This window comes from Cryobacterium psychrophilum, from assembly GCF_004365915.1.
Lineage (GTDB): Bacteria > Actinomycetota > Actinomycetes > Actinomycetales > Microbacteriaceae > Cryobacterium > Cryobacterium psychrophilum.
Map to the genome: position 1 here is coordinate 3132021 of NZ_SODI01000001.1, position 22756 is coordinate 3154776.

21 protein-coding genes are annotated in these 22756 nt (G+C 66.2%); 16 read left to right on the forward strand and 5 right to left on the reverse strand.

The features are described 5' to 3' along the window. Positions 1–85: 85 nt before the first annotated feature. From EDD25_RS14745 to EDD25_RS14765, 5 genes are all read left to right on the forward strand, one after another. Positions 86–442, forward strand: coding sequence for a YraN family protein (locus EDD25_RS14745; protein ID WP_134174314.1), 357 nt, complete (start codon positions 86–88; stop codon positions 440–442). Next, positions 442–1977, forward strand: a complete 1536-nt coding sequence (locus EDD25_RS14750; RefSeq protein WP_134174316.1) for a YifB family Mg chelatase-like AAA ATPase — start codon at positions 442–444, stop codon at positions 1975–1977. The genes EDD25_RS14745 and EDD25_RS14750 overlap by 1 nt, the downstream gene beginning before the upstream one ends. Next, a complete protein-coding gene (gene dprA / locus EDD25_RS14755; protein WP_134174318.1) occupies positions 1974–3302 on the forward strand; it encodes a DNA-processing protein DprA in 1329 nt (442 codons plus the stop codon). The genes EDD25_RS14750 and dprA overlap by 4 nt, the downstream gene beginning before the upstream one ends. Before the next feature lie 77 nt (positions 3303–3379). Further along, positions 3380–4300 carry a metallophosphoesterase gene (locus EDD25_RS14760; RefSeq protein ID WP_134174320.1) on the forward strand — a complete coding sequence of 307 codons (921 nt, stop codon included), beginning with the start codon at positions 3380–3382 and terminating at the stop codon, positions 4298–4300. 24 nt (positions 4301–4324) lie between these two features. After that, entirely contained in the window at positions 4325–5257 is a 933-nt protein-coding gene (locus tag EDD25_RS14765) for a tyrosine recombinase XerC (RefSeq protein WP_134175554.1), read from the forward strand. On the opposite strand, the gene EDD25_RS14770 is transcribed toward EDD25_RS14765, so the two are convergent. Beyond that, the gene (locus tag EDD25_RS14770; protein WP_134174322.1) at positions 5230–5751 is read right to left on the reverse strand and encodes a M23 family metallopeptidase; all 522 of its coding nucleotides are present in this window, start codon (positions 5749–5751) and stop codon (positions 5230–5232) included. The genes EDD25_RS14765 and EDD25_RS14770 overlap by 28 nt on opposite strands. Positions 5752–6093: 342 nt before the next feature. Between EDD25_RS14770 and rpsB the strand changes: the two genes are divergently transcribed. From rpsB to EDD25_RS14815, 9 genes are all read left to right on the forward strand, one after another. Continuing rightward, on the forward strand, positions 6094–7065 hold the full coding sequence (gene rpsB / locus EDD25_RS14775) for a 30S ribosomal protein S2 (protein ID WP_134174324.1): 972 nt from the start codon (positions 6094–6096) through the stop codon (positions 7063–7065). 10 nt (positions 7066–7075) lie between these two features. Continuing rightward, positions 7076–7903, forward strand: a complete 828-nt coding sequence (gene tsf / locus EDD25_RS14780; RefSeq protein ID WP_134174326.1) for a translation elongation factor Ts — start codon at positions 7076–7078, stop codon at positions 7901–7903. Positions 7904–8013: 110 nt separating this feature from the next. Then, entirely contained in the window at positions 8014–8730 is a 717-nt protein-coding gene (gene pyrH, locus EDD25_RS14785) for a UMP kinase (protein WP_134174328.1), read from the forward strand. A 31-nt stretch (positions 8731–8761) separates the two neighbouring features. After that, positions 8762–9316 (forward strand): ribosome recycling factor, encoded by a 555-nt coding sequence (gene frr, locus EDD25_RS14790; protein ID WP_134174330.1) that lies wholly within the window; start codon positions 8762–8764, stop codon positions 9314–9316. A gap of 12 nt (positions 9317–9328) precedes the next feature. Further along, a complete protein-coding gene (locus EDD25_RS14795) occupies positions 9329–10309 on the forward strand; it encodes a phosphatidate cytidylyltransferase (protein WP_134174332.1) in 981 nt (326 codons plus the stop codon). A gap of 45 nt (positions 10310–10354) precedes the next feature. Then, positions 10355–10903: a DivIVA domain-containing protein gene (locus EDD25_RS14800; RefSeq protein WP_175183001.1), complete on the forward strand. Its 549-nt coding sequence runs from the start codon at positions 10355–10357 to the stop codon at positions 10901–10903. Positions 10904–11045: 142 nt separating this feature from the next. Then, complete coding sequence (locus EDD25_RS14805) at positions 11046–11660, forward strand: aggregation-promoting factor C-terminal-like domain-containing protein (RefSeq protein WP_241986408.1); 615 nt, start codon at positions 11046–11048, stop codon at positions 11658–11660. 47 nt (positions 11661–11707) lie between these two features. Continuing rightward, a complete protein-coding gene (locus EDD25_RS14810) occupies positions 11708–12007 on the forward strand; it encodes a hypothetical protein (protein WP_134174338.1) in 300 nt (99 codons plus the stop codon). 27 nt (positions 12008–12034) lie between these two features. Continuing rightward, positions 12035–12802 carry an alpha/beta hydrolase gene (locus EDD25_RS14815; RefSeq protein ID WP_166671319.1) on the forward strand — a complete coding sequence of 256 codons (768 nt, stop codon included), beginning with the start codon at positions 12035–12037 and terminating at the stop codon, positions 12800–12802. A gap of 7 nt (positions 12803–12809) precedes the next feature. Here the strand turns inward: EDD25_RS14815 and EDD25_RS14820 are convergent, their stop codons facing one another. Together EDD25_RS14820 and EDD25_RS14825 are read right to left on the reverse strand one after the other, a co-directional pair. Then, the gene (locus tag EDD25_RS14820) at positions 12810–13859 is read right to left on the reverse strand and encodes an AI-2E family transporter (protein ID WP_134174340.1); all 1050 of its coding nucleotides are present in this window, start codon (positions 13857–13859) and stop codon (positions 12810–12812) included. A 35-nt stretch (positions 13860–13894) separates the two neighbouring features. Next, entirely contained in the window at positions 13895–15310 is a 1416-nt protein-coding gene (locus EDD25_RS14825) for a coiled-coil domain-containing protein (protein ID WP_134174342.1), read from the reverse strand. A 247-nt stretch (positions 15311–15557) separates the two neighbouring features. Here EDD25_RS14825 and EDD25_RS14830 point away from each other — a divergent pair, with 247 nt between their 5' ends. Together EDD25_RS14830 and EDD25_RS14835 are read left to right on the forward strand one after the other, a co-directional pair. Next, positions 15558–17393: a DUF8094 domain-containing protein gene (locus EDD25_RS14830; RefSeq protein WP_134174344.1), complete on the forward strand. Its 1836-nt coding sequence runs from the start codon at positions 15558–15560 to the stop codon at positions 17391–17393. Next, on the forward strand, positions 17390–18358 hold the full coding sequence (locus EDD25_RS14835) for a tetratricopeptide repeat protein (RefSeq protein ID WP_134174346.1): 969 nt from the start codon (positions 17390–17392) through the stop codon (positions 18356–18358). Before EDD25_RS14830 ends, EDD25_RS14835 begins: the two co-directional genes overlap by 4 nt. A 78-nt stretch (positions 18359–18436) precedes the next feature. On the opposite strand, the gene glgB is transcribed toward EDD25_RS14835, so the two are convergent. Both glgB and EDD25_RS14845 read right to left on the reverse strand, forming a co-directional pair. Further along, the gene (gene glgB, locus EDD25_RS14840; RefSeq protein WP_134174348.1) at positions 18437–20695 is read right to left on the reverse strand and encodes a 1,4-alpha-glucan branching protein GlgB; all 2259 of its coding nucleotides are present in this window, start codon (positions 20693–20695) and stop codon (positions 18437–18439) included. Then, the gene (locus tag EDD25_RS14845; protein WP_422386780.1) at positions 20692–22656 is read right to left on the reverse strand and encodes an alpha-1,4-glucan--maltose-1-phosphate maltosyltransferase; all 1965 of its coding nucleotides are present in this window, start codon (positions 22654–22656) and stop codon (positions 20692–20694) included. Before EDD25_RS14845 ends, glgB begins: the two co-directional genes overlap by 4 nt. Positions 22657–22756: the final 100 nt, after the last annotated feature.

Sequence of the window (22756 nt, forward strand, 5' to 3'; positions counted from 1 at the left end):
GTTGACGCGCGGGGAATCTCACCGATGGCGTCGGCGTGCCCCCGGCAGGTTGCAGCACCGGCCACTCTGGTGGCCGGAGGCACTCGTGGCACGCAAAGATCAACTCGGCAGGTACGGCGAAGACTGTGCGGCCGCGTACCTGGGCGCCGCAGGCTACCGCGTGATCGCACGCAACTGGCGGTGTCCCGACGGCGAGGTCGACCTGATCGTCGAACGCGACGAGCAGGTCGTCTTCGTGGAGGTGAAGACGCGCAGCAGCGCAAGCTTCGGGCATCCGTTTGAGGCGATCACCGCGAAGAAGCTCGCCCGAATGCGGCGGCTGGCGGGCCTGTGGTGCTCGCAGGCGGAGGTGTGGCCGAACCGCATCCGGGTGGACGCCGTCGCGGTGATTGCCGAACGGGGGCGGGAGCCCGTGATCGAGCACCTGCGGGGCGTGTTCTGATGTCGCTCGCGCGCACTCACGCGGTGGCCCTGCTCGGGCTCTCGGGCGCGATGGTTGAGGTCGAGGCCGACATTTCCGCGCAGCTTCCGGCGATGGTCCTGATCGGGCTGCCCGACGCCGCCCTGTCCCAGGCCACCCAGCGGGTGCGCGCGGCAGCGACGAACTCCGGGTGCCCGCTCACCAGCCACCGCCTCACCGTCGCGCTGTCCCCGGCCGCCCTTCCCAAACACGGCGCGGGATTCGACCTCGCCATCGCGGTCGCGTGCCTGGCGGCCGACGGCGTCGTGTCCGCTGAATCGGTGGGATCGGTCGTGCACTTCGGGGAACTGGCCCTCGACGGGCGCCTGCGGCCGACCCCCGGAATCCTCCCCGGCGTCGCCGCCGCGGCGCGGTTCGGACACCAGACCGTCATGGTGCCCGAGGGCAACGCGGAGGAGGCCGCGCTGGTGCCCGGCGTACGGGTTGTCGGTGTGGCCTCGTTGCGGGACGCGGCGATCTGGCACGGCGCGGCCCTGACGGCCCGGCCGGTCGAGACAATCCGCCCGCCCGACGACCCGGCCCTGCCGGTGACAGAACTCGATCTGGCCGATGTGATCGGCAACGACGACGCCATCCTGGCCCTGCAGGTCGCGGCCGCGGGCGGTCACCACGTTTTTCTGCTTGGCCCGCCCGGCGCGGGCAAGACGATGCTCGCCGCGCGTCTTCCCGGGCTGCTGCCCGACCTCGGCCCGGCCGCATCGTTGGAGGTCAGTTCCCTGCGCTCGCTCAGCGAACGGGGGCTCGGCGGGGCGTTGATCACCCGACCGCCGTTGGAGGCGCCCCACCACACCATCACTGCCGCGGCGATGGTGGGTGGCGGTGCCGGGCACATTCGACCGGGGGCCGCCGCGCGCGCCTCCAACGGCGTGCTGTTCCTCGACGAAGCCCCCGAGTTCGCCTCTCCTGTGCTCGACGCCCTGAGGCAGCCGCTCGAATCGGGAACGATCAGCATCCACCGCGCCAACGCCATCGCGCACTTCCCGGCCAGGTTCCAACTCGTGCTGGCCGCCAATCCCTGCCCCTGTGGGCAATACGGTGCCGGCGACCTCGAATGCGCGTGTCCGCCCAACGCAAGACGCCGGTATCTGGCGCGCCTTTCCGGTCCGCTGCTCGACCGCATCGACATCCAGCTCGGCGTCAAACGCATCACAGCGGTCCAGCTGCGCCTGGCCACCGACACGGTGCGCATCCCAAGCGCCGCGGCCCGCGCCCGGGTCGCCGACGCGCGCGGTGCGGCAGCCGACAGGCTCCGCGACACCCCGTGGCAGGTCAACTCCGAGGTCCCCGGGCCGTGGCTGCGCGGCCCGGGCACCCGACTCGATCTGCGCACCACGGCGGGGCTGGACCGGGCTCTCGAACGCGGCGGAATCACCATGCGCGGCTACGACCGCGTGTTGCGCGTCGCGTGGTCCATCGCCGATTTGGAAGGCGCGGCCCGCCCGGGCAGCGAACACGTGGGGCTCGCGCTCTACCTACGAAAGGGAATGACGCCATGACCATCTTCGGACTGCCCGAGCAGCGGGTGCGGGCACTCGCCGAGACCGTGCACGGCGACGCCGGAACGAATGCCGGGACCGGGAGTGCACTGCACGGCAGCGCAGGGCACGACAGCGCAGCGCGAGACACCGAAGCGTTGAACTCCGAAGCTGATGACGGGTGGGCAGAGGTGTTCGCGCGTGCCGCCTGGACCGGGATTGCCGAACCCGGAGACGGCATCGCGGGACTTGTCGTCGGGGGCCTCGGAGCGAGCCTCGGCCTCACCGCCGTCGTCGAGGGCTGGGCGCCGGCGCGGCTGGCCGCGCTCCTGCGGGAGTCCGGCGTCGACGATTCCGACGACGAACTCGGCACGAGCCTTGAACAGGGGCTGTTCCGCTGGCGCCCGCGCCTCAACTCGGCGGACGTCGAGCGGTCCCTGCAACTGGCCGCGCGCGTCGGTGCCCGGCTGCTGCTGCCGCGCGACGAGCTCTGGCCGGTCGGGCTCAACGACCTGGGTGCGCATGCCCCGGTCGCGTTGTGGTGGCGGGGCACGTGGGCGGCCCTGGCCCGCCTCCCACACTCGATCGCTCTCGTCGGTGCCCGCGCGGCAACCGGGTACGGCGAGCACGTGGCGATGGAGGCGGCCGCCGGACTCGTCGACCGCGGCTTCGCCGTTGTGTCCGGCGCCGCCTACGGCATCGACGGGATGGCGCACCGGGCGGCTCTCGCGAGCGAGGGGATCACGGCGGCCTTTCTCGCCGGGGGAGTCGACCGGTTCTACCCGAGCGGGCACGACGCCCTGCTCACACGCATCGCCGCCGACGGTGTGGTGCTCTCCGAACTCACCTGCGGTTCGGCACCCACAAAGTGGCGGTTTCTGCAACGCAACAGGCTGATTGCCGCGTCGAGCCTGGCCACGGTGGTACTGGAAGCCGGCTGGCGATCCGGGTCGCTCAATACTGCCGGGCACGCGGCCGCCCTCGGCCGTCCGCTCGGTGCCGTACCCGGGCCGGTCTCCTCGCCCACATCGGCCGGTTGTCACCGGCTGATTAGAGAATTCGATGCCGTGTGTGTCACGACGGCCGCCGAAATGGCTGAACTCGTGGGGGAAGGTTCGGTTCCGCTGGACCTCACCGGCCCCGACGGCGTCCCGGGCGACTCTGACGGGAGAACCAGCGACCAGGTGCGCGTGTTCGACGCCTTGAGCGGGCGGTCTCCGCGGGGACTGCCCGACATCGCGCGCCGGGCCGGGCTGTCGGTGACGGCCGTGCGCGCGGCGCTCGGCGCCCTCGATGTGGACGGCGCCGTCGGCGAACGGGAGACCGGCTGGGTGCGAGCGCACTGACTCCGCGCCATGCCGCCCACCGCCGCCCTCATGTCGGTACCAGGCCGTAGTCTGGTCGAACCGACGAGAGGCACCCCATGTCAGGCATACAACTGGGCCAGTATCCGGCCGCGAGCCATCTCATTGCGCACCTGAGCGACACCCATTTTCTCGACGACGAGGCGCTGCTCTACGGCACCGTCGACACCGACAGTCGGGTGCACCGCGCCCTCGATCAAATCGACCGGTCGGGACGACACCCCGATGCGATCGTGATCACCGGTGATGTTGCCGACCGAGGCGAGGCCGGCGCGTACCGGCGGGTGCGCGACCTCGTCGAAGCCGCCGCAAGCGGCTGGGGGTCCGAGATCGTGTGGGTGATGGGTAACCATGACAAGCGTGATCTCTTCCGATCGGAGCTGCTGCGCAACGAGCCGGCCGAGGCCGCCTTCCAGCATCCGGGCAGCCCGGTCGACCGGGTTGTCGACGTGAAGGGGCTGCGCATCATCTCCGTCGACACGAGCGTTCCGGGGTACCACCACGGTGAGCTCTCGGATGCCCAGCTGTCATGGCTGGCCGAGGAACTGCGTGACCCCGCGCCGCACGGCACCCTGCTCGCCCTGCACCACCCGCCCATCCCGACGCCGCTCGCGCTGATGACCGTGCTTGAGCTGCGCGCGCAGTCCCGGCTGGCCGACGTGATCCGCGGCACCGACGTGCGGTCGATCCTCGGCGGGCATCTGCACTATTCCACCCACGGCCTGTTCGCCGGAATCCCCATCTCGGTCGCCGCGGCCCTGTGCTACACCATGGACTTGAGCGCCCCCGAGCGTGAACTGGTCGGGGTGAACGGCGCCCAGTCCCTGAACCTCGTGCACGTCTACGACGACCAGATCGTGCACTCCAACCTGACGATCGGACCCTTCGACACGGTGACGCGTTTCCCCGCCGCCTACCTCGACAGCATCGAGGCGATGGCGCCCGCGGAGCGCACCGAAACGTTCTCCCGGCAGGTCTGAGTGCACACCAACGACCCGTCACCGATGTCGCTCGAGGCGGCCATCGACCGCTTTCTGCTTTATCTCGCGGCGGAGCGCGGCTATTCGGAGCACACCCTGCGCGCCTACCGCACCGACCTGACGCAGCTTTCGGTCTTCGCCGCGACCAAGGCCGGCGGCGAAGCAGCCGACGTCACGCTCGAACTGCTGCGGGAATGGCTCTGGGCCGGCACCCAGGCGGGACTGGCGCGCGCCACCCTGGCCCGCCGGTCCGCATCAGCTCGAAGTTTCACGGCCTGGCTGTCACGCTCCGCCGACGACACGGCAGACCAGGGCGTGCGGCTGCGCTCACCCAAGCCCGGGCGAACGCTTCCGCGGGTGCTGAACCGCGGCCAGACGGACGAACTGCTGGCCCGGCTTGAGGAACGAGCCGGCGGGGGAGACGCCGTTGCCCTGCGCAACCTCGCCATCGTGGAACTTCTCTACGCCTCCGCCCTGCGCGTCTCCGAACTCGTCGGTCTCGACGTCTCCACCGTCGACCTCAACCGCCTGACGGTGCGGGTCACCGGCAAGGGCTCCAAGGAACGCGTCGTGCCGTTCGGCGTGCCCGCCCAACGTGCGGTGCTGCGCTACCTCGGTGAGGGCCGACCGGTCCTCGCCGCGGCGGCCCCCGCGGCCGCACCCGGCAGTCGCGATGCGGCGGATGCCCTCTTTCTCGGCACCCAGGGGCAACGGCTCGGCGTGCGCGGCGTATACCGCCTCGTCGCCGCCCTGCTCGGCGACATTCCCGGCAACGGGCCGGCGGGCCCGCACGCGCTGCGGCATACGGCCGCGACCCACCTCCTCGACGGAGGGGCGGACCTGCGCGCCGTGCAGGAATTGCTCGGCCACGTGAGCCTCGGCACCACACAGATCTACACGCATGTCTCGGCCGAGCGCCTCAAGCACAGCTACCGGCTGGCCCACCCTCGCGCCTGATTCGGCAGCAACACGGCCCGCGGCAGCCCGCCGAGAAACCGGAGCGGCGACACGTAGAGTCCGTGCTCACGCACGCCGAAGTGCAGGCAGCGCCTCGCGCAGTGGCCTCCGGCCGCCAGCGTTCCCACCTGCTGCCCGGCAGCCACACGATCGCCCACCGTCACGACAGCATCGACCGGTTCCACGCTTGAGATCAGGTCGCCGGCGTGGGCGATGGACACCACGGGCCGGTCCGCAACGACTCCCGCGAACGAGACGACGCCGGCGCTCGGAGCGAAGACCGCCGCGCCACGTTCGGCGGGCACATCGATTCCGCGATGACCGGCCACATACGGGGTGAGCGGTGCGATGAATCCGGCCTCAATCGTGTGGGGCGGCGCGAGCGGCCAGGACCACGGCGTCGCCGCGGCCGTGGCGGACGCGAAAACGACCAGGACCAGCGGCGCCAGCAGCGCGATGCGAAACGACCGTGCTGGCCCCTTCCGAGTGAACATGGCCCCACTCTGCCCGGATGCTCGGCCGCGCAGACGCCGGGTGCCGTGATCGGTGCCGTGCGGCCCCGGCGGCAGCGTGTGGAGGGGGACGACCCGTCGAGACGGATCCGCGCAACGCCGCGCAATCCGGTGATAAGCTACTCCAAGCAGCGCTTCGTGCGCTGACTACGCGTGCCCATCAGGCCGCCATGTCCCATCGGTCCCCGCATCTTCGAAAGCACCATCTTCGAAAGCAGGGGCGGGCGTGTGCCGGGCACCAGGAGCGAAGATCGACCGATCCTCGCACAAACCGATTGGCGTTTCGTGCACTCATGCACGCGCGCCGGACAAGGAGAACGGCTCATGGCCGTCGTAACCATTCGCCAGCTGCTCGACAGCGGCGTGCATTTCGGGCACCAGACCCGCCGTTGGAACCCGAAGATGAAGCGCTTCATCTTCACCGAGCGTTCCGGCATCTACATCATCGACCTGCAGCAGTCGCTCGGGTTCGTTGACAAGGCCTATGACTTCGTCAAGGAGACGGTTGCCCACGGCGGCACCGTCCTCTTCGTCGGAACCAAGAAGCAGGCGCAGGAATCGATTCAGGAGCAGGCGACGCGTGTCGGCCAGCCCTACGTCAACCAGCGCTGGCTCGGTGGCCTCCTCACCAACTTCCAGACGGTCTCCAAGCGTCTTGCTCGCATGAAAGAGCTCGAAGAGCTCGACTTCGAAGACACCGCCAAGAGCGGTTTCACGAAGAAGGAAATGCTCATCAAGAAGCGCGAGCTCGTCAAGCTGCACAAGAGCCTCGGCGGAATCCGCAACCTCACGAAGACGCCTTCCGCGTTGTGGGTTGTTGACACCAACAAGGAGCACCTCGCCATTGACGAGGCGCGCAAGCTTGGCATCCCCGTGATCGCGATCCTCGACACCAACTGCGACCCCGATGACGTTCAGTACCCGATCCCGGGCAACGACGACGCCATCCGTTCCGTTGGCCTGCTGACCCGCATCATCGCGGACGCAGCAGCCGAGGGCCTCATCCAGCGCCACGCCAAGCCGGAGGCCGAAGTTGAGCCCCTCGCCGCGTGGGAAGCTGAACTCCTCAAGGGTTCCGACGACGCCGCTGCTGAGCCCGCCGCTGCTGAGTCCGTAGCTGCTGAGTCCGTAGCTGCTGAGCCCGTTGTGGCTGAGCCCGTTGCTGAGCCTGTTGTTGAGGCCGTTTCGGCAGAGCCCGCCGTTACCATTGCCGACGCCATTGCCGACGCCGACGTTGCAGCCGTACTTGCTGCGGCCGTTGACGCCCCGGCCGAGTCCGCAGAAGAAACCAAGTAGGGAACCCGGTATGGCAAACTTCACACTCGAAGACGTCAAGGCTCTCCGCGAGAACCTCGGCACCGGCATGGTCGACACCAAGAACGCCCTCGTTGAAGCTGACGGCGACATGGACAAGGCCATCGAGATCCTGCGTCTCAAGGGTGCAAAGGGCAACGCCAAGCGCGCTGACCGTTCCACCTCTGAGGGCCTTGTTGCCGCGAAGGAACTCGGCACCACCGCGTACATGATCGAGCTCGCCTGCGAGACCGACTTCGTCGCCAAGGGTGGCAAGTTCGTCGCCCTCGCCGAGAAGGTCCTCGATGCGATCGCAGCCGCCGGAGCGACCACGGTCGAAGCCGGTCTGGCCGCGACCAGCGGCACGCAGACCGTCGGGGACCTGATCGACGGTGAGGCAGCAATCATCGGCGAGAAGTTCGAACTTCGTCGCGTGGCCGCCGTCAACGGCGAGCTGTTCTCGATCTACCTGCACAAGACCAGCAAGGACCTGCCCCCGCAGGTCGGCGTGATCCTGGGCTACTCCGGTGCCGACGCCGAGACCGCTCGCAGCATTGCGCAGCACATCTCGTTCGCCAACCCTGAGTATCTCTCGAGCGACGATGTTCCCGCAGAGGCCGTCGAGACCGAGCGCAAGATCGTCACCGAGATCTCGAAGAACGAGGGCAAGCCGGAAGCGGCACTGCCTAAGATCGTCGAGGGACGCGTCAAGGCCTACCTCAAGCAGGTTGCCCTGCTTGAGCAGGACTACGCAAAGGACAACAAGGTTTCGGTGAGCAGCGTTCTCGCCGATGCTGAACTGACCGTTGCCGGCTTCGCCCGGTTCAAGGTCGGCGCGTAACAACAACTGGTGGAGATCGGATTGCGTAAGCGATCCGATCTCCATTGGTGTGTGTGCCGCTGGTACACCCGGTAGTTTTGAATCACATCGTACGAAAGGTCTCGCAGTACATGATTGACACGGGCAAGAAGCGCAGAGTTCTTCTCAAACTTTCCGGCGAAGCATTCGGCGGAGGCGCGGTGGGGGTCAACCCCGACGTCGTCAGCTCGCTTGCCCGGGAGATCGCCGAAGGCGCCAAGCAGGTCGAAGTTGCCATCGTCGTCGGTGGCGGAAACTTCTTCCGCGGGGCGGAGCTCTCCCAGCGCGGAATGGACCGTGAACGTGCCGACTACATGGGCATGCTCGGTACCGTCATGAACGCGCTGGCGCTGCAGGACTTCCTGGAACAGGCGGGGGCCGAGACGCGCGTTCAGTCCGCGATCGCCATGACCCAGGTCGCAGAACCCTACATCCCCCGCCGCGCGGAGCGCCACCTGCAGAAGGGACGCGTCGTCATTTTTGGCGCCGGCGCCGGGCTGCCCTACTTTTCCACCGATACCGTCGCTGCCCAGCGGGCGCTCGAGATCGCCGCCGACCTCGTGCTCGTGGCCAAGAATGGCGTCGACGGCGTGTATTCCGATGACCCGCGCACCAACCCCGACGCACGCAAGATTGACCAGATCACGTACCAGGACGCCTTGCAGCGCGGGCTGAAGGTGGTTGATTCGACCGCATTCAGCCTGTGCATGGACAACAACATGCCGATGCAGGTCTTCGGCATGGCGCCGGAAGGCAACGTGACCGCCGCAATTCTCGGTTCCGATCTCGGCACCCGCGTCTCCAACTAGTATTCTCATACCCACCGAAGAAGGAGTCACCGTGATCGCGGATGTTCTGTCCGATGCCACTGCGCGCATGCAGAAGGCGCTTGAAGCAGCCAGAGACGACTTCGGGACCGTGCGCACCGGGCGCGCGAATCCCCAAATGTTTGCCAAGATCCTGGTGAACTACTACGGCACCGCGACGCCGCTTGAGCAGCTCGCGTCCCTGCAGAACCAGGAGGCACGCACGCTCCTGATCGCGCCCTATGACAAGAGTGCGCTGCGCGACATCGAGATCGCTATTCGCGACACTCCCAACCTGGGAGCAAACGTCGGCAACGACGGCGTGACCATTCGGGCAACCCTCCCGGAACTCACGACCGAGCGCCGCAAGGAATTCGTCAAGATCGTCAAGGCCAAGGCAGAGGACGCCCGCATCTCGGTGCGCAACATCCGCCGCAAGGCCAAGGACGAGCTCGAGGCGCTCAAGAGCGAGGTCGGTGAAGACGAGGTTGGGCGCGCCGAGAAGGAGCTTGAGCTCCTTACCAAAAGTCATGTTGACGGCATCGACGATGCCTTCAAGCGCAAGGAAGCCGAACTCCTCGAGATCTAGGAGCGCGCTCACATGAAGGATCAGCCGCACGATCAACGGCCGCCCAAGCGCGGGCACGGCGTTAGCCGTGCCGAATTCAGGGCGCAGCTCAAGGCGACTCGGGGCGATTTTGAACGGCAGGTGCAGGCCACCCGTGCGCAACTCGATGCCACATCGGAGCGTATTGAGGCGCGCACGGGCCGCAATCTGATCCTCGCGATCCTGATTGGCCTCGTGCTGGGCGGTGCCATGCTCGGCAGCCTGATCTTCGTCAAAGAACTCTTCATGATCTTTGCGAGCGTGATCATCGGGTTCACGTCCTTCGAGCTTGCCCAGGCGCTGCGCCATGCCGGCCGGAACGTTCCGCGGATCCCGGTGGTGATTGCCGCCGTTGGTGTCGTTCCCGCTGCGTTCTACCTCGGTTCCGCGGGACAGTGGCTGGCCACACTGGCCGGAATCCTGCTCATCGCGCTCTGGCGTGTTGCCCTCGCGGTGCTGCCCGCGCACCGAGCCGCCACGCGTGCTGTCCTGGGCGACGTGGGCGCCGCTGTGCTCATTCAGGTTTACGTCGTGTTCCTCGCGTCTTTTGCTGTTCTGCTCGTGGCCCAGCCCGATGGTCAGTGGTGGACCCTCGCCTTCCTGCTCCTCGTCATCACCGCGGACACCGGTGCGTACGTGAGCGGACTCAACTTCGGTAAGCACCCGATGGCGCCCACGATCAGCCCGAAAAAGACCTGGGAAGGTTTTCTGGGGGCGGCGCTCGCGTGCATGATCGCCGGTGTGCTTCTCGGGCGGTTCATGCTGGGGCAGCCCTGGTGGTTCGGACTGATCTTCGGCCTCGTCATCGTACTCACGGCAACATTCGGGGACCTCGCGGAGTCGCTCATCAAACGCGATCTCGGTATCAAGGACATGAGCTCGTGGCTTCCCGGCCACGGCGGATTCCTGGATCGGCTCGACTCGATTCTGCCCTCCACTGGTGCCGCGTACGCCCTGTTCCTGATATTCGCATGAGCCGCAGATTGTCGGCACACCTGGTGAATGAGGGAGAATGAAGCGGTGAGCACTATTTTTCCACGTTCGGCCAAGAAAACCCTCGGATACAGCCTTGAGCAGGTTGAGGCTTTTCTCGCCTCCGCACGACAGGCCTACGACGCCAACGATGGGGACATCCCGCTCACCGCTGAAACCATTCGGCACACCGCCTTCTCCATGCAGAAGGGGGGTTACTCGCCCGAGCACGTCGACGCGGCCCTTGAGCGACTCGAGGATGCTTTCGCTGCTCGGGAGCGCGAGCGTGCGACGGGGACCGACAATGAGGAGGCTCGCGGGCAGGAAGCGCGGGCAATCTCGAACGCGCTGCAGAGCCGGCTGAGCCGCCCGCCCGGCCGTCGTTTCGCCCACACGAGCCTGTTGAGCGTTGGCTACAAACGCTCCGACGTCGACCGGTTCACCAATAAAGTTGTCAAGTATCTGCGGGACGGGCGGCCGCTGACCATAGACGAGGTTCGGACCGCCGTTTTTCGACCGGAACGCGGAGGATATCGCGAAGCACAGGTCGATATCGTGCTCGACGGTGTTGTCGACGTGATGCTCTTCCTTCGTTGAGCCCGCGCCACGGCGGGGCACCTCGGTTAGGTGGATTCCGGATTCATGGGCTAGGGTCGGTGAACATATGGGCAGGCATCTGAGCGTTATCGAACCCGTCACAGTCACGGCTGGGACCTCATTTCGGAGAACCTCTAAGCGGGTGAAGGCTTCCCACTTCCTTTTTGCGTTCGTCGCAGCCTTCGCCTTCGTGCTCGTGACCGTCGTCGATCCGTATTCGGGCGCCACAGCATCACCGTACTTCCAGGTAGCGGGTGACCGCTACCAGGGTGGCGCCACCCAGACGTTGGGTGCCACCGGTTCCTACACCAACGCGGTTGACCGCGACGGCTTCACCGTCACGGCGATTGTGAAACCCGAGCCGGTTCCCGAGCCGGTTCCCGAACCGGTCGCCGTTGCTGCCACGCCCACGCCCAAAAAGAGCATCGCGGCTCCGTCAGCGGCCGTCCCTGACCCCGGCTCGGCGAAGGCCTACGCCTATGGTGCCGTCGCGGCTCGCGGCTGGGGAGAAGACCAGTACAACTGCCTTGTCTCCCTGTGGCAGAAGGAATCCGGCTGGCGAGTGAACGCCACCAACAGCTCGAGTGGCGCCTACGGTATCCCGCAGTCGCTCCCCGGCTCCAAGATGGGTTCTGCCGGAGCTGATTGGGAGACGAATCCCGGAACGCAGATCGAATGGGGTCTGGGCTACATCGTCGACCGTTACGGCAGCCCGTGTGGCGCCTGGTCGAAGTCACAGGCCTCCGGCTGGTACTGAGTCTGGACTGGCGGCGGAATATTCACCCGCCGCAATAGACTGAAGTCATGGCACGCAGTAACCGCCCGCGCGGTCGAAAACCAGTCGTACCCGATGAGGACGACAACGGATTTGGCCAACTGCTTGAGGGATGGCGCCGCAGCGAGTCCCGCAGGGACGGCCTCTGGCATGTCCAGCCCATACCGGCCAAGCAAGCGCTCAAAGCGTATGTCTGTCCGGGCTGTTCCCTCACCGTGGAACCGGGCGTCGCTCACATCGTGGCGTGGCGCGCAGACGGGGTGCTCGGCGACGCCGCGGACATGGCCAATCGACGTCACTGGCACTCGCGCTGCTGGAAGATCAAATAGTCCATCATCGGCACAGGAGACACCCGTATGAATGATTCCCCCGCCGTACGCCCCTCAGACGGGCGCGGCCCCATCGAAGTGCGCGGCGCCGTTGAACTCCCGGCGTTGCGCGAACATATTGAGCTCACGACGAGCGACGGCCTGACCCTCGTCGGAGAACTGGCAGTACCGGCAGACCGGGCGCCGGTCGCGACGCTCGTCACACTGCATCCGCTGCCCACCGCCGGCGGTTTCATGGACTCGCACATCCTGCGCAAGGCGGCGGGTCGGCTGCCGGCCCTGGCCGACCTTGCCGTTGTGCGTTTCAACACGCGAGGGACAACGTCGCCGCGCGGTACGAGCGAGGGGACCTTTGAGGGGGGAGTCGGCGAGCGGGCAGACGTGGCCGCGGCCATGGCCTTTGTGGCCGAGCGTGGCCTGCCGAACCCCTGGCTGGTTGGCTGGTCGTTCGGCACGGAGCTGGCCCTGAAATACGGCCTGGAGCATCCGATCAAGGGTGCCATTCTGCTGTCGCCGCCCCTGCACCGGGCAACGGATGCCGAACTGGGCGCCTGGGCAGACCAGGATCGCGTTCTCGTGGCCATCATTCCCGAGCATGATGATTACCTTCAGCCGGAGGAGGCTCGCGCACGTTTCGCCGCCGTGCCTGCGACACGCTTCGTCGCCGTGGACGGTGGCAAACACCTCTGGGTGGGCGAGAGCATGACGCGTCGTGTGCTGGACGAAATCGTGGCTGTCGTCAACCCCGCAGCCCTGCCCCTCCCCACGGAGTGGGACGAGCAGGGCGACGCGTGACCTGGAGCTACAGCTCGTTCTGACGGGGAATGACGACCTGTTTGACGATGAGGATCGCCGACGCAGCCACGGGGATAGCGATCAGGGCGCCGAGGATGCCGAGCAGGTTACCGCCCGCCAGAGCGGCAATCACAACGACCGCGCCCGGAATCGACACGGCACGCTTCATGATGTTCGGACTCAGAGCGTACGCCTCGATCTGCATGTAGATGAGGTAGTAGATGGCCGCCACGAAAGCGGTGAGCGGTGAGCTGCCGATGCCGGGGATCAGGCACGTGGCGACAATGATGATGGATCCGGTGATCGTGCCCACGAGCGGAACCAGCGAGAACAGAAATGCGATGAAGGCGAGCAGGGCGGGGAAGGGTGCCCCGATAATCGACAGGAAGATGAAGCTCAGCACCCCGTTGAACGCGGCCAGACTTGCCTGACCCACCACATACTTACCCACCGAGCCCGAGATCTGCTCGCTCAGGTCGGTGAAGCGTTCGCGCTTGGAGGCGGGGACGAGCTGATACATTGCCCGTTTCATGCTCCCCAGTGAGGCCGTGAAGTACAGCGTGAGAATCAGTATGATCAGGCCACCGAACAGGCCTGCGACGAGAGCCAGCCCGGATTGCACGATCGTGTTCGTGATCTCCTTCAGGTTGCTCCCGAGGAAGTCTGTGATCGATTTCACGATGACCGGCACGTCGAGCGTCGGGTATTTGGCCTGCACGTCTTCGATGAAGGATGACGTGTTCACCGCGGTGACGAGATCGGGGATGATTTTGGACAGCTTGGCGACCTGGTCGACGATGATCGGCGCGATGGCGAAGATGACGCCGGTGATGACCCCGACGACGGCAGAGAGCACGCTGACGATTGCCGCCCAGCGAGGGAACCTCTTCTTCTCCAGCCAGGACACCGCAGGATCGAGACCGAGCGCGAGGAAGAGAGCCGCCCCGATATACGTGATGATCGTCTGCAGGGTGATCACCGACGTGATGATCAGCAGGCCAAGGCCCACTCCCAACGTTCCGACGAGGCCAAAGCGAAACGCATTCTGAATCTTCACGCTGGGGCTCCCGCACAGTCTCTGATCGTTGCGACCTAGTTGTCGTCGTTGCTCACACGCTCGGCCTCCGTGAGTACACCGCGCAGACTCTCAAAGTATCCTGCAACGGAGTCACGCTCAATTCTGATCTGGGCGAGTCGGTCTTCTGCATCCGACAGAAGTCGCTTCGCTCGCGCGTCTGCCTCTGCGACAACGGTGACGGCCTTCTCCTTCGCCGTTTGAAGGACGAGCGCTGCCGTGTCCTCCGACTCGGTCTGCAGCGTCCTGGCCGTCGCGCGGGCGCCGGTGTCAAGCTCGTCGTTCAGTGCGCGCAGCTCGGCCACCCGCGCCTGGGTCTCGGCCAGTTGGGTTTCCGCGGCCGCTTGGAACGCGTCAGCCTGGGCGACGGCGGTCTGGTGAGCGGAGAGCAGCTCCTGCTCGGCCTCATCGCGCTCATGTGTCAGCTCGACCTGAAGATCCGCGCGGGCCTGGGCGATTTCTCGAGCGAGCGTGGCCGATTCGGCCGACGCGGTCTGCCGGGTCAGAGCGACCTCGCTCTCAAGGCGCCCTCGTGCCTCGGTCATCTCGGCCTCAAGCACCGCACGATCCTGAGCCTCCTGACGGGTGAAATCCGCCCGCAACTGGTCGATTTCGCCATTGATCGCCGTCCTGGCCTGATCGCTTTCCTGGGCCAGGGCGATGCGGGCGCGTTCCGTTTCGTCGGCGAGGTCGATGCGGGCCTCTTCGGTCTCTCGTGCCACGGCAGCGCGTTGCTCGGCGATCTCAAGCGCCACCGCAGAGCGGGCCGCCTCGCTTTCGGCCATGAGTCCGGCCGCGATCTCCTGGGCCTGCGTGGTCTCGCGTTGGGCCAGCACGCGCAGGTCGGCCGCCTCACGCTCGGCTGCGGCGCGGATGGCTGCGACTTCACGCTTGAGTGTGGACCGGGCCTCTGCGCCCTCGGTGGCAGCGTCGCCGCGCAGGAGCGCGGCCTGGCTCTTCGCCTCTTCGGTCAACTGGGCATATTCGTCCTGGGCCCTGGCGACGATGTCGTCGGCCTGAACCCGCACGTCGTCGAGGACGCGGCGCGCCCTCACCTCGGCATCCGAGAGGGTACGGCCGACCTCCTCGGCGGCTTCACGGCGCAGGGTATCGATCTCGATGGATGTCGTCGTGCGCAGGCGGGCAGCGTCATTATCCGCCTGGGCGATGACCCGGGTTGATTGTTCCTCCGCCACGCGGAGAGTGTTCTCGAGTTTTGCGCCCAGCCCGGAGAAAGTTGGGCTGCCCACCTCTTCGATCACGGCGTTGAGCTCGTCGATCTGAGACGATAGGCGGCGCACCTCTTTGCTCGATTCGACGCTGTGGGTATTGGCTTTGATCAGGTCGCGGCGAAGCCCCTGAATGGCCTTGGCGACCTCGTCCTTGTCGTAGCCACGGAAGACCTGGGTGAAGTCAGATTCGTCGTTGGGCACGGTTCTCCTCAAAAATTGGGCTTCAACGTGACTCAAGTCGGGCGCGACGGGAGTCCACGAAACCGATGCAATTTTAGTCTGCCTCCATCGGCCCCCGGCTGCACAATCACAGGCAATCCATCAAAGTCGCTATTAGGCTCCTTTCAGGAGAACCCAGTATCGTTGAAATCCGTGTCTGTTGCCGTCGGACTCGAAATTGGTGCGGGCGAGCCCGGCACCGACCGATGGCAGCACAGAAGGGTGATACGTGCGTTTTGTTCTTGCCATCGTGGCCTTCGTTCTCGCGGCCGTAATGATTGTTTTCGGTATCGCGCAGCGAACAGTTTTTCTCGAGCCATCGACGAGCTCGCTGAGTGCGAGCACCTCCGGCAGCTCCGCGTACACCGTCATTGATTCCTCCGCCCTGTCGGCGTCCCCCGGCAACCAGACCATTCGCGTCAGTGGTTCCGAAAGCACCTTCCTGGCCTACGGTCGCACCGCCGATGTCACCGCCTGGATCGGTGGCGACGCGCATGCTGTCGTGAGTCTCGACGACAAGACGCAGAAACTCGTCGTCACTGAGGTCGAGGCCGACGTCGTCGCGCCGGAGAACAGCTCCCCGGCCGAGGGCGCCGCGCTCCCCGAAGTGAACCCGGTCACGAACCCGGCCGGATCGGACCTGTGGCTTCAGGAGTTCGAGGGTGCATCCTCCCTGACCAAGAACCTCAACCTGCCCGAGGGCATCTCGATCATTGTTGCTTCTGACGGCACCGCCGCCGCTCCGTCCGAGGTCACCATGACCTGGGCTGCGGACAACTCCACGCCCTGGGCCGGGCCGCTCCTGGTGGGCGGTGCCGCTCTGCTGCTCATCGGTCTCGTGATGTATATCCTCGCTCTGCTGCACCTGCGTCGTTCGCGTCGTCCTCGTCGCAACGTGCCGCGGGGGCCGCGCCTCCCATACCTGCCGCGCGTCCCGCTTCCCAAGGCGCTGAAGGCCGGGGACATCACCGGCTCCGGCCGTCCGAACACCCGGTCCATGATCGCCGTGGTCCCGATGCTCCTCATCTCCGGGCTCGTGCTGAGCGGTTGCTCCGCCGACCTTTGGCCGGCAGCGCCCCCGGCGAAAACCGCTGGCGCGAGCGAGACGCCCATGCCTTCGCCGACCCCTGAGTCGACCGACGGCGCCAGTGACGCCACCGAGGTGCCACCGGCCGCCGCGACGGTGCCACAAATCGAGCGAATCGTGACGAAGATTGCGACGCTCGCCGCCGACGCCGACGCCAGCATGAACGCCGAGACGATTGCCACCCGCTTCACGGGAACGGCGCTCGAACAGCGGTTGAAGAACTACACCATGCGTGGCGTGGACCCCGCGATAGCGGCCCCGGCCGCCATCGGAAAGCCTCCGCTGTCGGTGACGCTTCCCCAGCAGTCCGAATCGTGGCCTCGCGTCGTGATGACCGTGATCCAGCAGGAAGACAAGACCATCCCGCCGACCACGCTCATCCTCAGGCAGGAAACGCCACGCGCGGACTACCTCGTTGAGTACGCGATCAGTCTTGAGGCGGGGGCCCAGGTGCCGCACGTCGCACCGGCCGCCATCGGTGCTCCTGCTATTGCTCCCGACAACAAGCTGCTCCTGCTGCCGCCCAACCAGGTGGCTGCGGCGTACGCCGACGTGCTGCTCCAGGGCGAGGCCAGCCCGTCGTGGCCACTCTTCCAGACGGAGGGCGACGAGTTCCTGGCCTCCTTCGTGAAAAGCCGCAGCGACCACATCGCTCAACTGGCTGTGACGGCAACGCTAGCTTTTGAAACCGCTGCCGGTGAGGGTCGGACCGTGGCGCTTGCCACGAACGACTCCGGCGCGATTGTCGCGGTCAACGTCAACGAGACCGAGATCGCCACCGTCGTCAATGGGGAGGCGGTGGTGAACTTCAACGACGCCGGGAGCAAGGCGCTCTCGGGCGTCACGTCCTCGGCCAAGGGCATCCAGAAGGTGCTGAGTGACCAGCTCCTGTTCTATGTGCCCGCCGTCGGCTCGACCGATAAAATCACTCTCCTGGGGAGCACCCAGGGACTCATCTCAGCCTCGGAGCTTCCATGACCCAAGTACCCCCATCCGGATCGAACCTGCGCGGCGCCGTCGACCTCTCGTCGCTCGTGAACCGATCGGCCACCACCGAGCCCCGGGGAGCCGCTGCCGGCACGTCGGGCAGCCCAACGGCACCCGGCGCCGCCATCTCCGTTCCGAGCCTCGTACTCGACGGTACAGACGCCAACTTCGGTGAGATCCTCGAGCTGTCCAACACGGTTCCCGTGCTCGTGGATCTCTGGGCCGAGTGGTGCGAGCCATGTAAACAGCTCACCCCCGTGATTGAGAAGCTCGTCGCCGAATACGCCGGCCGGTTCGTGCTCGCCAAGGTCGATGTGGATTCCAACCCGCAACTCTCGAAGGCCTTCCAGGCGCAGTCCATTCCCACCGTGGCCGCCGTGATCAACGGTCAGCCCGTGCAGCTCTTCAACGGCGCGCTTCCCGAGGCGCAAATCCGAGAAGTGCTTGAGCGTGTGCTCGAACTCGCGGCGCAGCAGGGCGTCACCGGCACCGCACAGGCGAACGAGGTGGCACCCGTGGTCGAGGAGCCTGTGGAGGAACCGCTTCCGCCGCACCACCTTGAGGCCTACGAGGCGATCGAACGCGGCGACTTCGAGACAGCCAGGGCGGAATACCGTTTCGCCCTCACCCAGAACCCGAACGACACCATGGCGGCGGCCGGCCTTGCCCAGGCGAGCCTGCTCTTCCGCCTGCAGGGGAAGACCCTCGACGATATTCGCGGGGGAGCGGCTGCCGCGCCGGAGGACCTCCCGGCCCAGCTGCTCGTCGCCGACCTCGACTTGTCCGGTGGGCACGTCGATGACGCCTTCGACCGCCTCCTGACGCTCTTTCCCGCCCAGGACGCCGCCGGTCGCAACATCATTCGCGAGCGGCTCCTTGAGCTGTTCGAGGTCATCGGAACCGAGGATCCGCGCGTCGCCCCCACGCGCAAACGCCTCACCGCCCTGCTCTACTGAGCCCAACGCCCGAACCTGCTCAACGCGCAGAACTGAACCGGCCCCCGCCGTGGCGGGGGCCGGTTCAGTTTGCGCAGACTACTTACGCAGCTTGAGCCAGAGTCCGGCGAGCGGCGGCAGTGTAACGAGAGCGGATGCCGGGCGTCCGCCCCAGGGCTGTGCAGTCGCCTCGACGCCGCCGAAGTTGCCGACGCCTGAACCACCGAAGTCGCTGGCATCCGTATTGAGGATCTCGTCCCACTGCCCGGCGAGGGGCAGGCCGACGCGGTAGTCGGTGTGCGGCGCCCCGGAGAAGTTGAACAGGCAGGCGACCGGCTGTCCGTCGTGGTCCCAGCGCAGGAACGTGACAACATTCTGCTGCGCAGCGCCGACGTCGATAACCTCGAAACCGCCCGGATCGTTGTCGCGGGCCCAGAGGCTCGCATTGTCGCGATACGCGCGGTTCAGCGAGCCAACGAGGTTGAACAGGCCGCGGTGAGCCGGCTGGTCGAGCGTCCACCAGTCGAGGCCGCGTGCTTCGCTCCATTCGGACCGCTGCCCGAACTCCTGGCCCATGAAGAGCAGTTGTTTGCCGGGGTGCGCCCACATGAACGACAGATATACCCGCACGTTGGCGAGCTGCTGCCAGGAGTCACCGGGCATGCGGCTGATCAGGGACCCCTTTCCGTGTACGACCTCGTCGTGGCTGATTGGCAGGAGAAAATTCTCGCTGAACGCATACACGAAGGAGAACGTGATGTCGTTGTGGTGGAACGAGCGGTACATCGGGTCGACGTGCATGTACTCGAGCGAGTCATGCATCCAGCCCATGTTCCACTTGAATCCGAAGCCCAATCCATCCTGCGATGTCGGTGCGGTGACCCCGCCCCAGTTCGTTGACTCCTCGGCGATCATAATGGCGCCGGGATTGCGTTTGTACGCCGTCGCCGTGATCTCCTGGAGCATGCTGATGGCTTCGAGGTTCTCGTTGCCGCCGTACTTGTTGGGCTCCCACTCGCCGTCTTCCCTCGAGTAGTCGAGGTAGAGCATCGATGCAACGGCGTCGACGCGCAGCGCGTCAATGTGGAATTCCTCGAGCCAGTACAGCGCATTCGCCACGAGAAAGTTACGCACCTGCGGGCGGCCGAAATCGAAGACGTAGGTTCCCCAGTCCATCTGCTCGCCACGACGCGGGTCGGCGTGCTCGTAGAGCGGCTGGCCGTCGAAGCGCGCGAGGGCGAAATCGTCCTTGGGGAAGTGCCCGGGAACCCAGTCCATGATCACGCCGATGTCGGCCTGGTGCAGCCGGTCGATCAGGTACCGCAGGTCATCGGGGGTGCCGTAGCGACTGGTCGGCGCGTAGTAGCCGGTGACCTGGTAACCCCAGGAGCCACCAAACGGATGCTCCGCGAGCGGCATGAATTCCACATGCGTGTACGCGAGCTCGTTCAGGTACCCGATGAGCTCGTCCGCGAGGTCGCGGTAGCTCAGGCCGGGGCGCCAGGAACCCACGTGCATCTCGTAGATGCTCATGGGGCGGTCGTGCGGGTCGGTGGCGGCGCGCGCGGTCATCCACGCGGCATCCGCCCAGGCATAGGTGGACGCGGTGATGACGGATGCCGTCATCGGGGGAACCTCGGCGCGGCGCGCCATCGGGTCGGCCTTCTGCACCCAGGCTCCGGCACTCGTGAGTAGTTCGAACTTGTAGTTGGAGCCGTCGCCGAGCCCGGGGATGAAGAGTTCCCACACCCCGGTGCTGCCCATGTTGCGCATCGTGTATGTCGCGCCACCCCAGCCGTTGAAGTCACCGATCACCCGCACGGCACGGGCATTCGGAGCCCACACGGCGAAGGCGGTACCGGCGACGGACTCGCTGACACCAAGGTGTTCCCGCTGATGAGCGCCCAGAACATCCCAGAGGCGCTCGTGGCGCCCCTCGCCAATGAGGTGGAGGTCGAGCTCACCGATCGTCGGCGAGAAGCGGTAGGGGTCCTCGCTGATCCACGGCGCAGCGGACGCGTAGCGTGCCTCAAGCGTGTAGTCCTGGAAACTGACGGTGCTCACGCCCTGCCACACGCCGTAACCGATGTGGGCGAGCTCGACGTGGGCCCCGGTCGAGAGAATCGCGAAAACTTCCGTCGCGAGGGGACGAAGGGCACGGATGACAACGATCGGGTCGCTGACGCCGGCCTGCACGAGTGCGTGCTGGCCGAGAACCGCGTGAGGGTTGTAGTACCTTCCGGCCGCAACCGATTCGAGCACGTGGGGCGCCACGGGATCGACCGTCGGGGCCGACTTCTTCGCCTTCTTCACGGCGGGCACGGTGGCAGGAGCCTTCTTCCGGGGTCGTTCGGTCATGCGCTTGCCTTTCCTGGCTTCTGGCCCAACACCCGCAGGATATGTACCGGTTCGGTGAATGCGTCGAGGAGAACAAAATTGTCGGCCGACCAGGTCCAGATCGCACCGGTGATGAGGTCGCACACGTCAAACGTTGCTCCCGGCTCCAGCCCGAACCGGGTCACATCGAGGTGAACCGTGGTGTGCCGCACGGAATGCGGGTCGACGTTCGCCACGACGATGATGGCGTCATCGACCCCGGTTCCCGTTTCTGCGGCGGCGAGGTACTTGCTGAACACGAGAATCGAGTCGTCGTCGCTCGCGTGGATGTCGAGGTTGCGCAGCTGCCTGAGCGCCGGGTGTTCCGACCGGATGCGATTGAGCTGCGTGATGTAGGGGGCCAGCGACGTGCCCTGCGTGGCGGCCTGCGCCCAGTCCCTGGGGCGGTATTCGTACTTCTCGCTGTCGATGCTCTCTTCGGCGCCCACCCGGGCCACGTTCTCGAAGAGCTCAAAGCCCGCGTAGACACCCCAGGTCGGGGCGGCCATTGCGGCGAGGGCCGCGCGGATCTTGAACGCCGCCGGTCCGCCGAATTGCAGGTACTCGGTGAGGATGTCCGGCGTGTTGACGAACAGGTTCGGGCGGAGGAAATCCGCCGTCTTCGTGGCAAGTCCGTGGAAGAACTCCGCGAGTTCGGTCTTAGTGTTGCGCCAGGTGAAGTACGTGTATGACTGTTGGAAACCGACCTTCCCGAGCGCCTGCATGAGAGCGGGACGGGTGAAGGCCTCGGCGAGGAAGACCACGTCCGGGTGCTCGGCGTTGACCTCGCGGATCAGCCACTCCCAGAAGTCGAGGGGTTTGGTGTGCGGATTGTCGACGCGGAAGATGTTGACGCCGAGCCCGATCCAGTGCCGCAGAATACGAAGTGACTCGGCACGAATGCCCTCAGGATCATTGTCGAAGTTGATCGGGTAAATGTCCTGATACTTCTTGGGTGGATTCTCCGCGAAGGCGATCGTGCCGTCGGGCAGGGTCGTGAACCACTCAGGGTGCTCGGTGACCCAAGGGTGATCGGGGGAGGCCTGCAGGGCGAAGTCGAGGGCCACCTCGAGTCCCAGCTTGCGGGCGCGGTCGACAAAATGCGTGAAGTCTTCGACCGTGCCGAGGTCCGGGTGAATCGCGTCATGGCCGCCATCGGCCGATCCAATCGCCCAGGGTGACCCCGGGTCGTTCGGGCCGACCGTGAGCGAATTGTTCGCTCCCTTGCGGAACGCGGTTCCAATGGGATGGATCGGCGGCAGGTAGAGCACGTCGAATCCCATTGCGGCCACCGCCGGCAGGCGCTTCGCGGCCGTGCGGAACGTTCCGCTCGTCCACGAACCATCCGCGGCCCGCTTCGCGCCCTCGGAGCGCGGGAAGAACTCGTACCAGGAGCCGACCCCTGCGCGTGCGCGTTCCACGATCACGGTGCGCTCCGCGGAAAGTGACTCCAGGCTTGCGAGCGGGCGAGCCTGGATAAACGCAACCAGCTGGGGATTGTCGACCGCAGCGAGGCGCAGCGCGAGCGGGTTCGTCGTATCCGCGAGAAGCTTCGCTGCCGCCCGGAACTCGCGTCGTTCCGGTGCCGTGCGGGCCATGTCGGCACCGGCCGCGCTCATCAGCTGCGCACCGATGGTGAACATCAGCTCAACGTCGACGCCCGCGGGGATCTTGATGCCTGCGTTGTGCTGCCAGGTGGCGAAATCGTCCGCGTACGCGCGCACCCGGTAGGTCCAGTTCCCCTGGCTGGTCAGGGGAACCCGCACCTCCCACCGGTCGGTGTCGGCCGTGTTGGGGGTCATCGGACGGGTTGATTGGGTGCCGTCGGGTGCGGTGAGCACCAGGGCGACCCCGATCAGGTCATGCCCCTCACGGAACGCCGTGGCCGCGAACGGAACCACCTCACCCACGAAGGCCCTTGCGGGCCACAGATCGTCGTTCAACTGGGGGGAGAGATCGAGCACGGGAATTCGGCCGATGACGGTTGGGGCATCGTGCGTGCCCCGTGTCGTCTGCGGAAGGTTTTTGAGTCCTGCTGTCTTA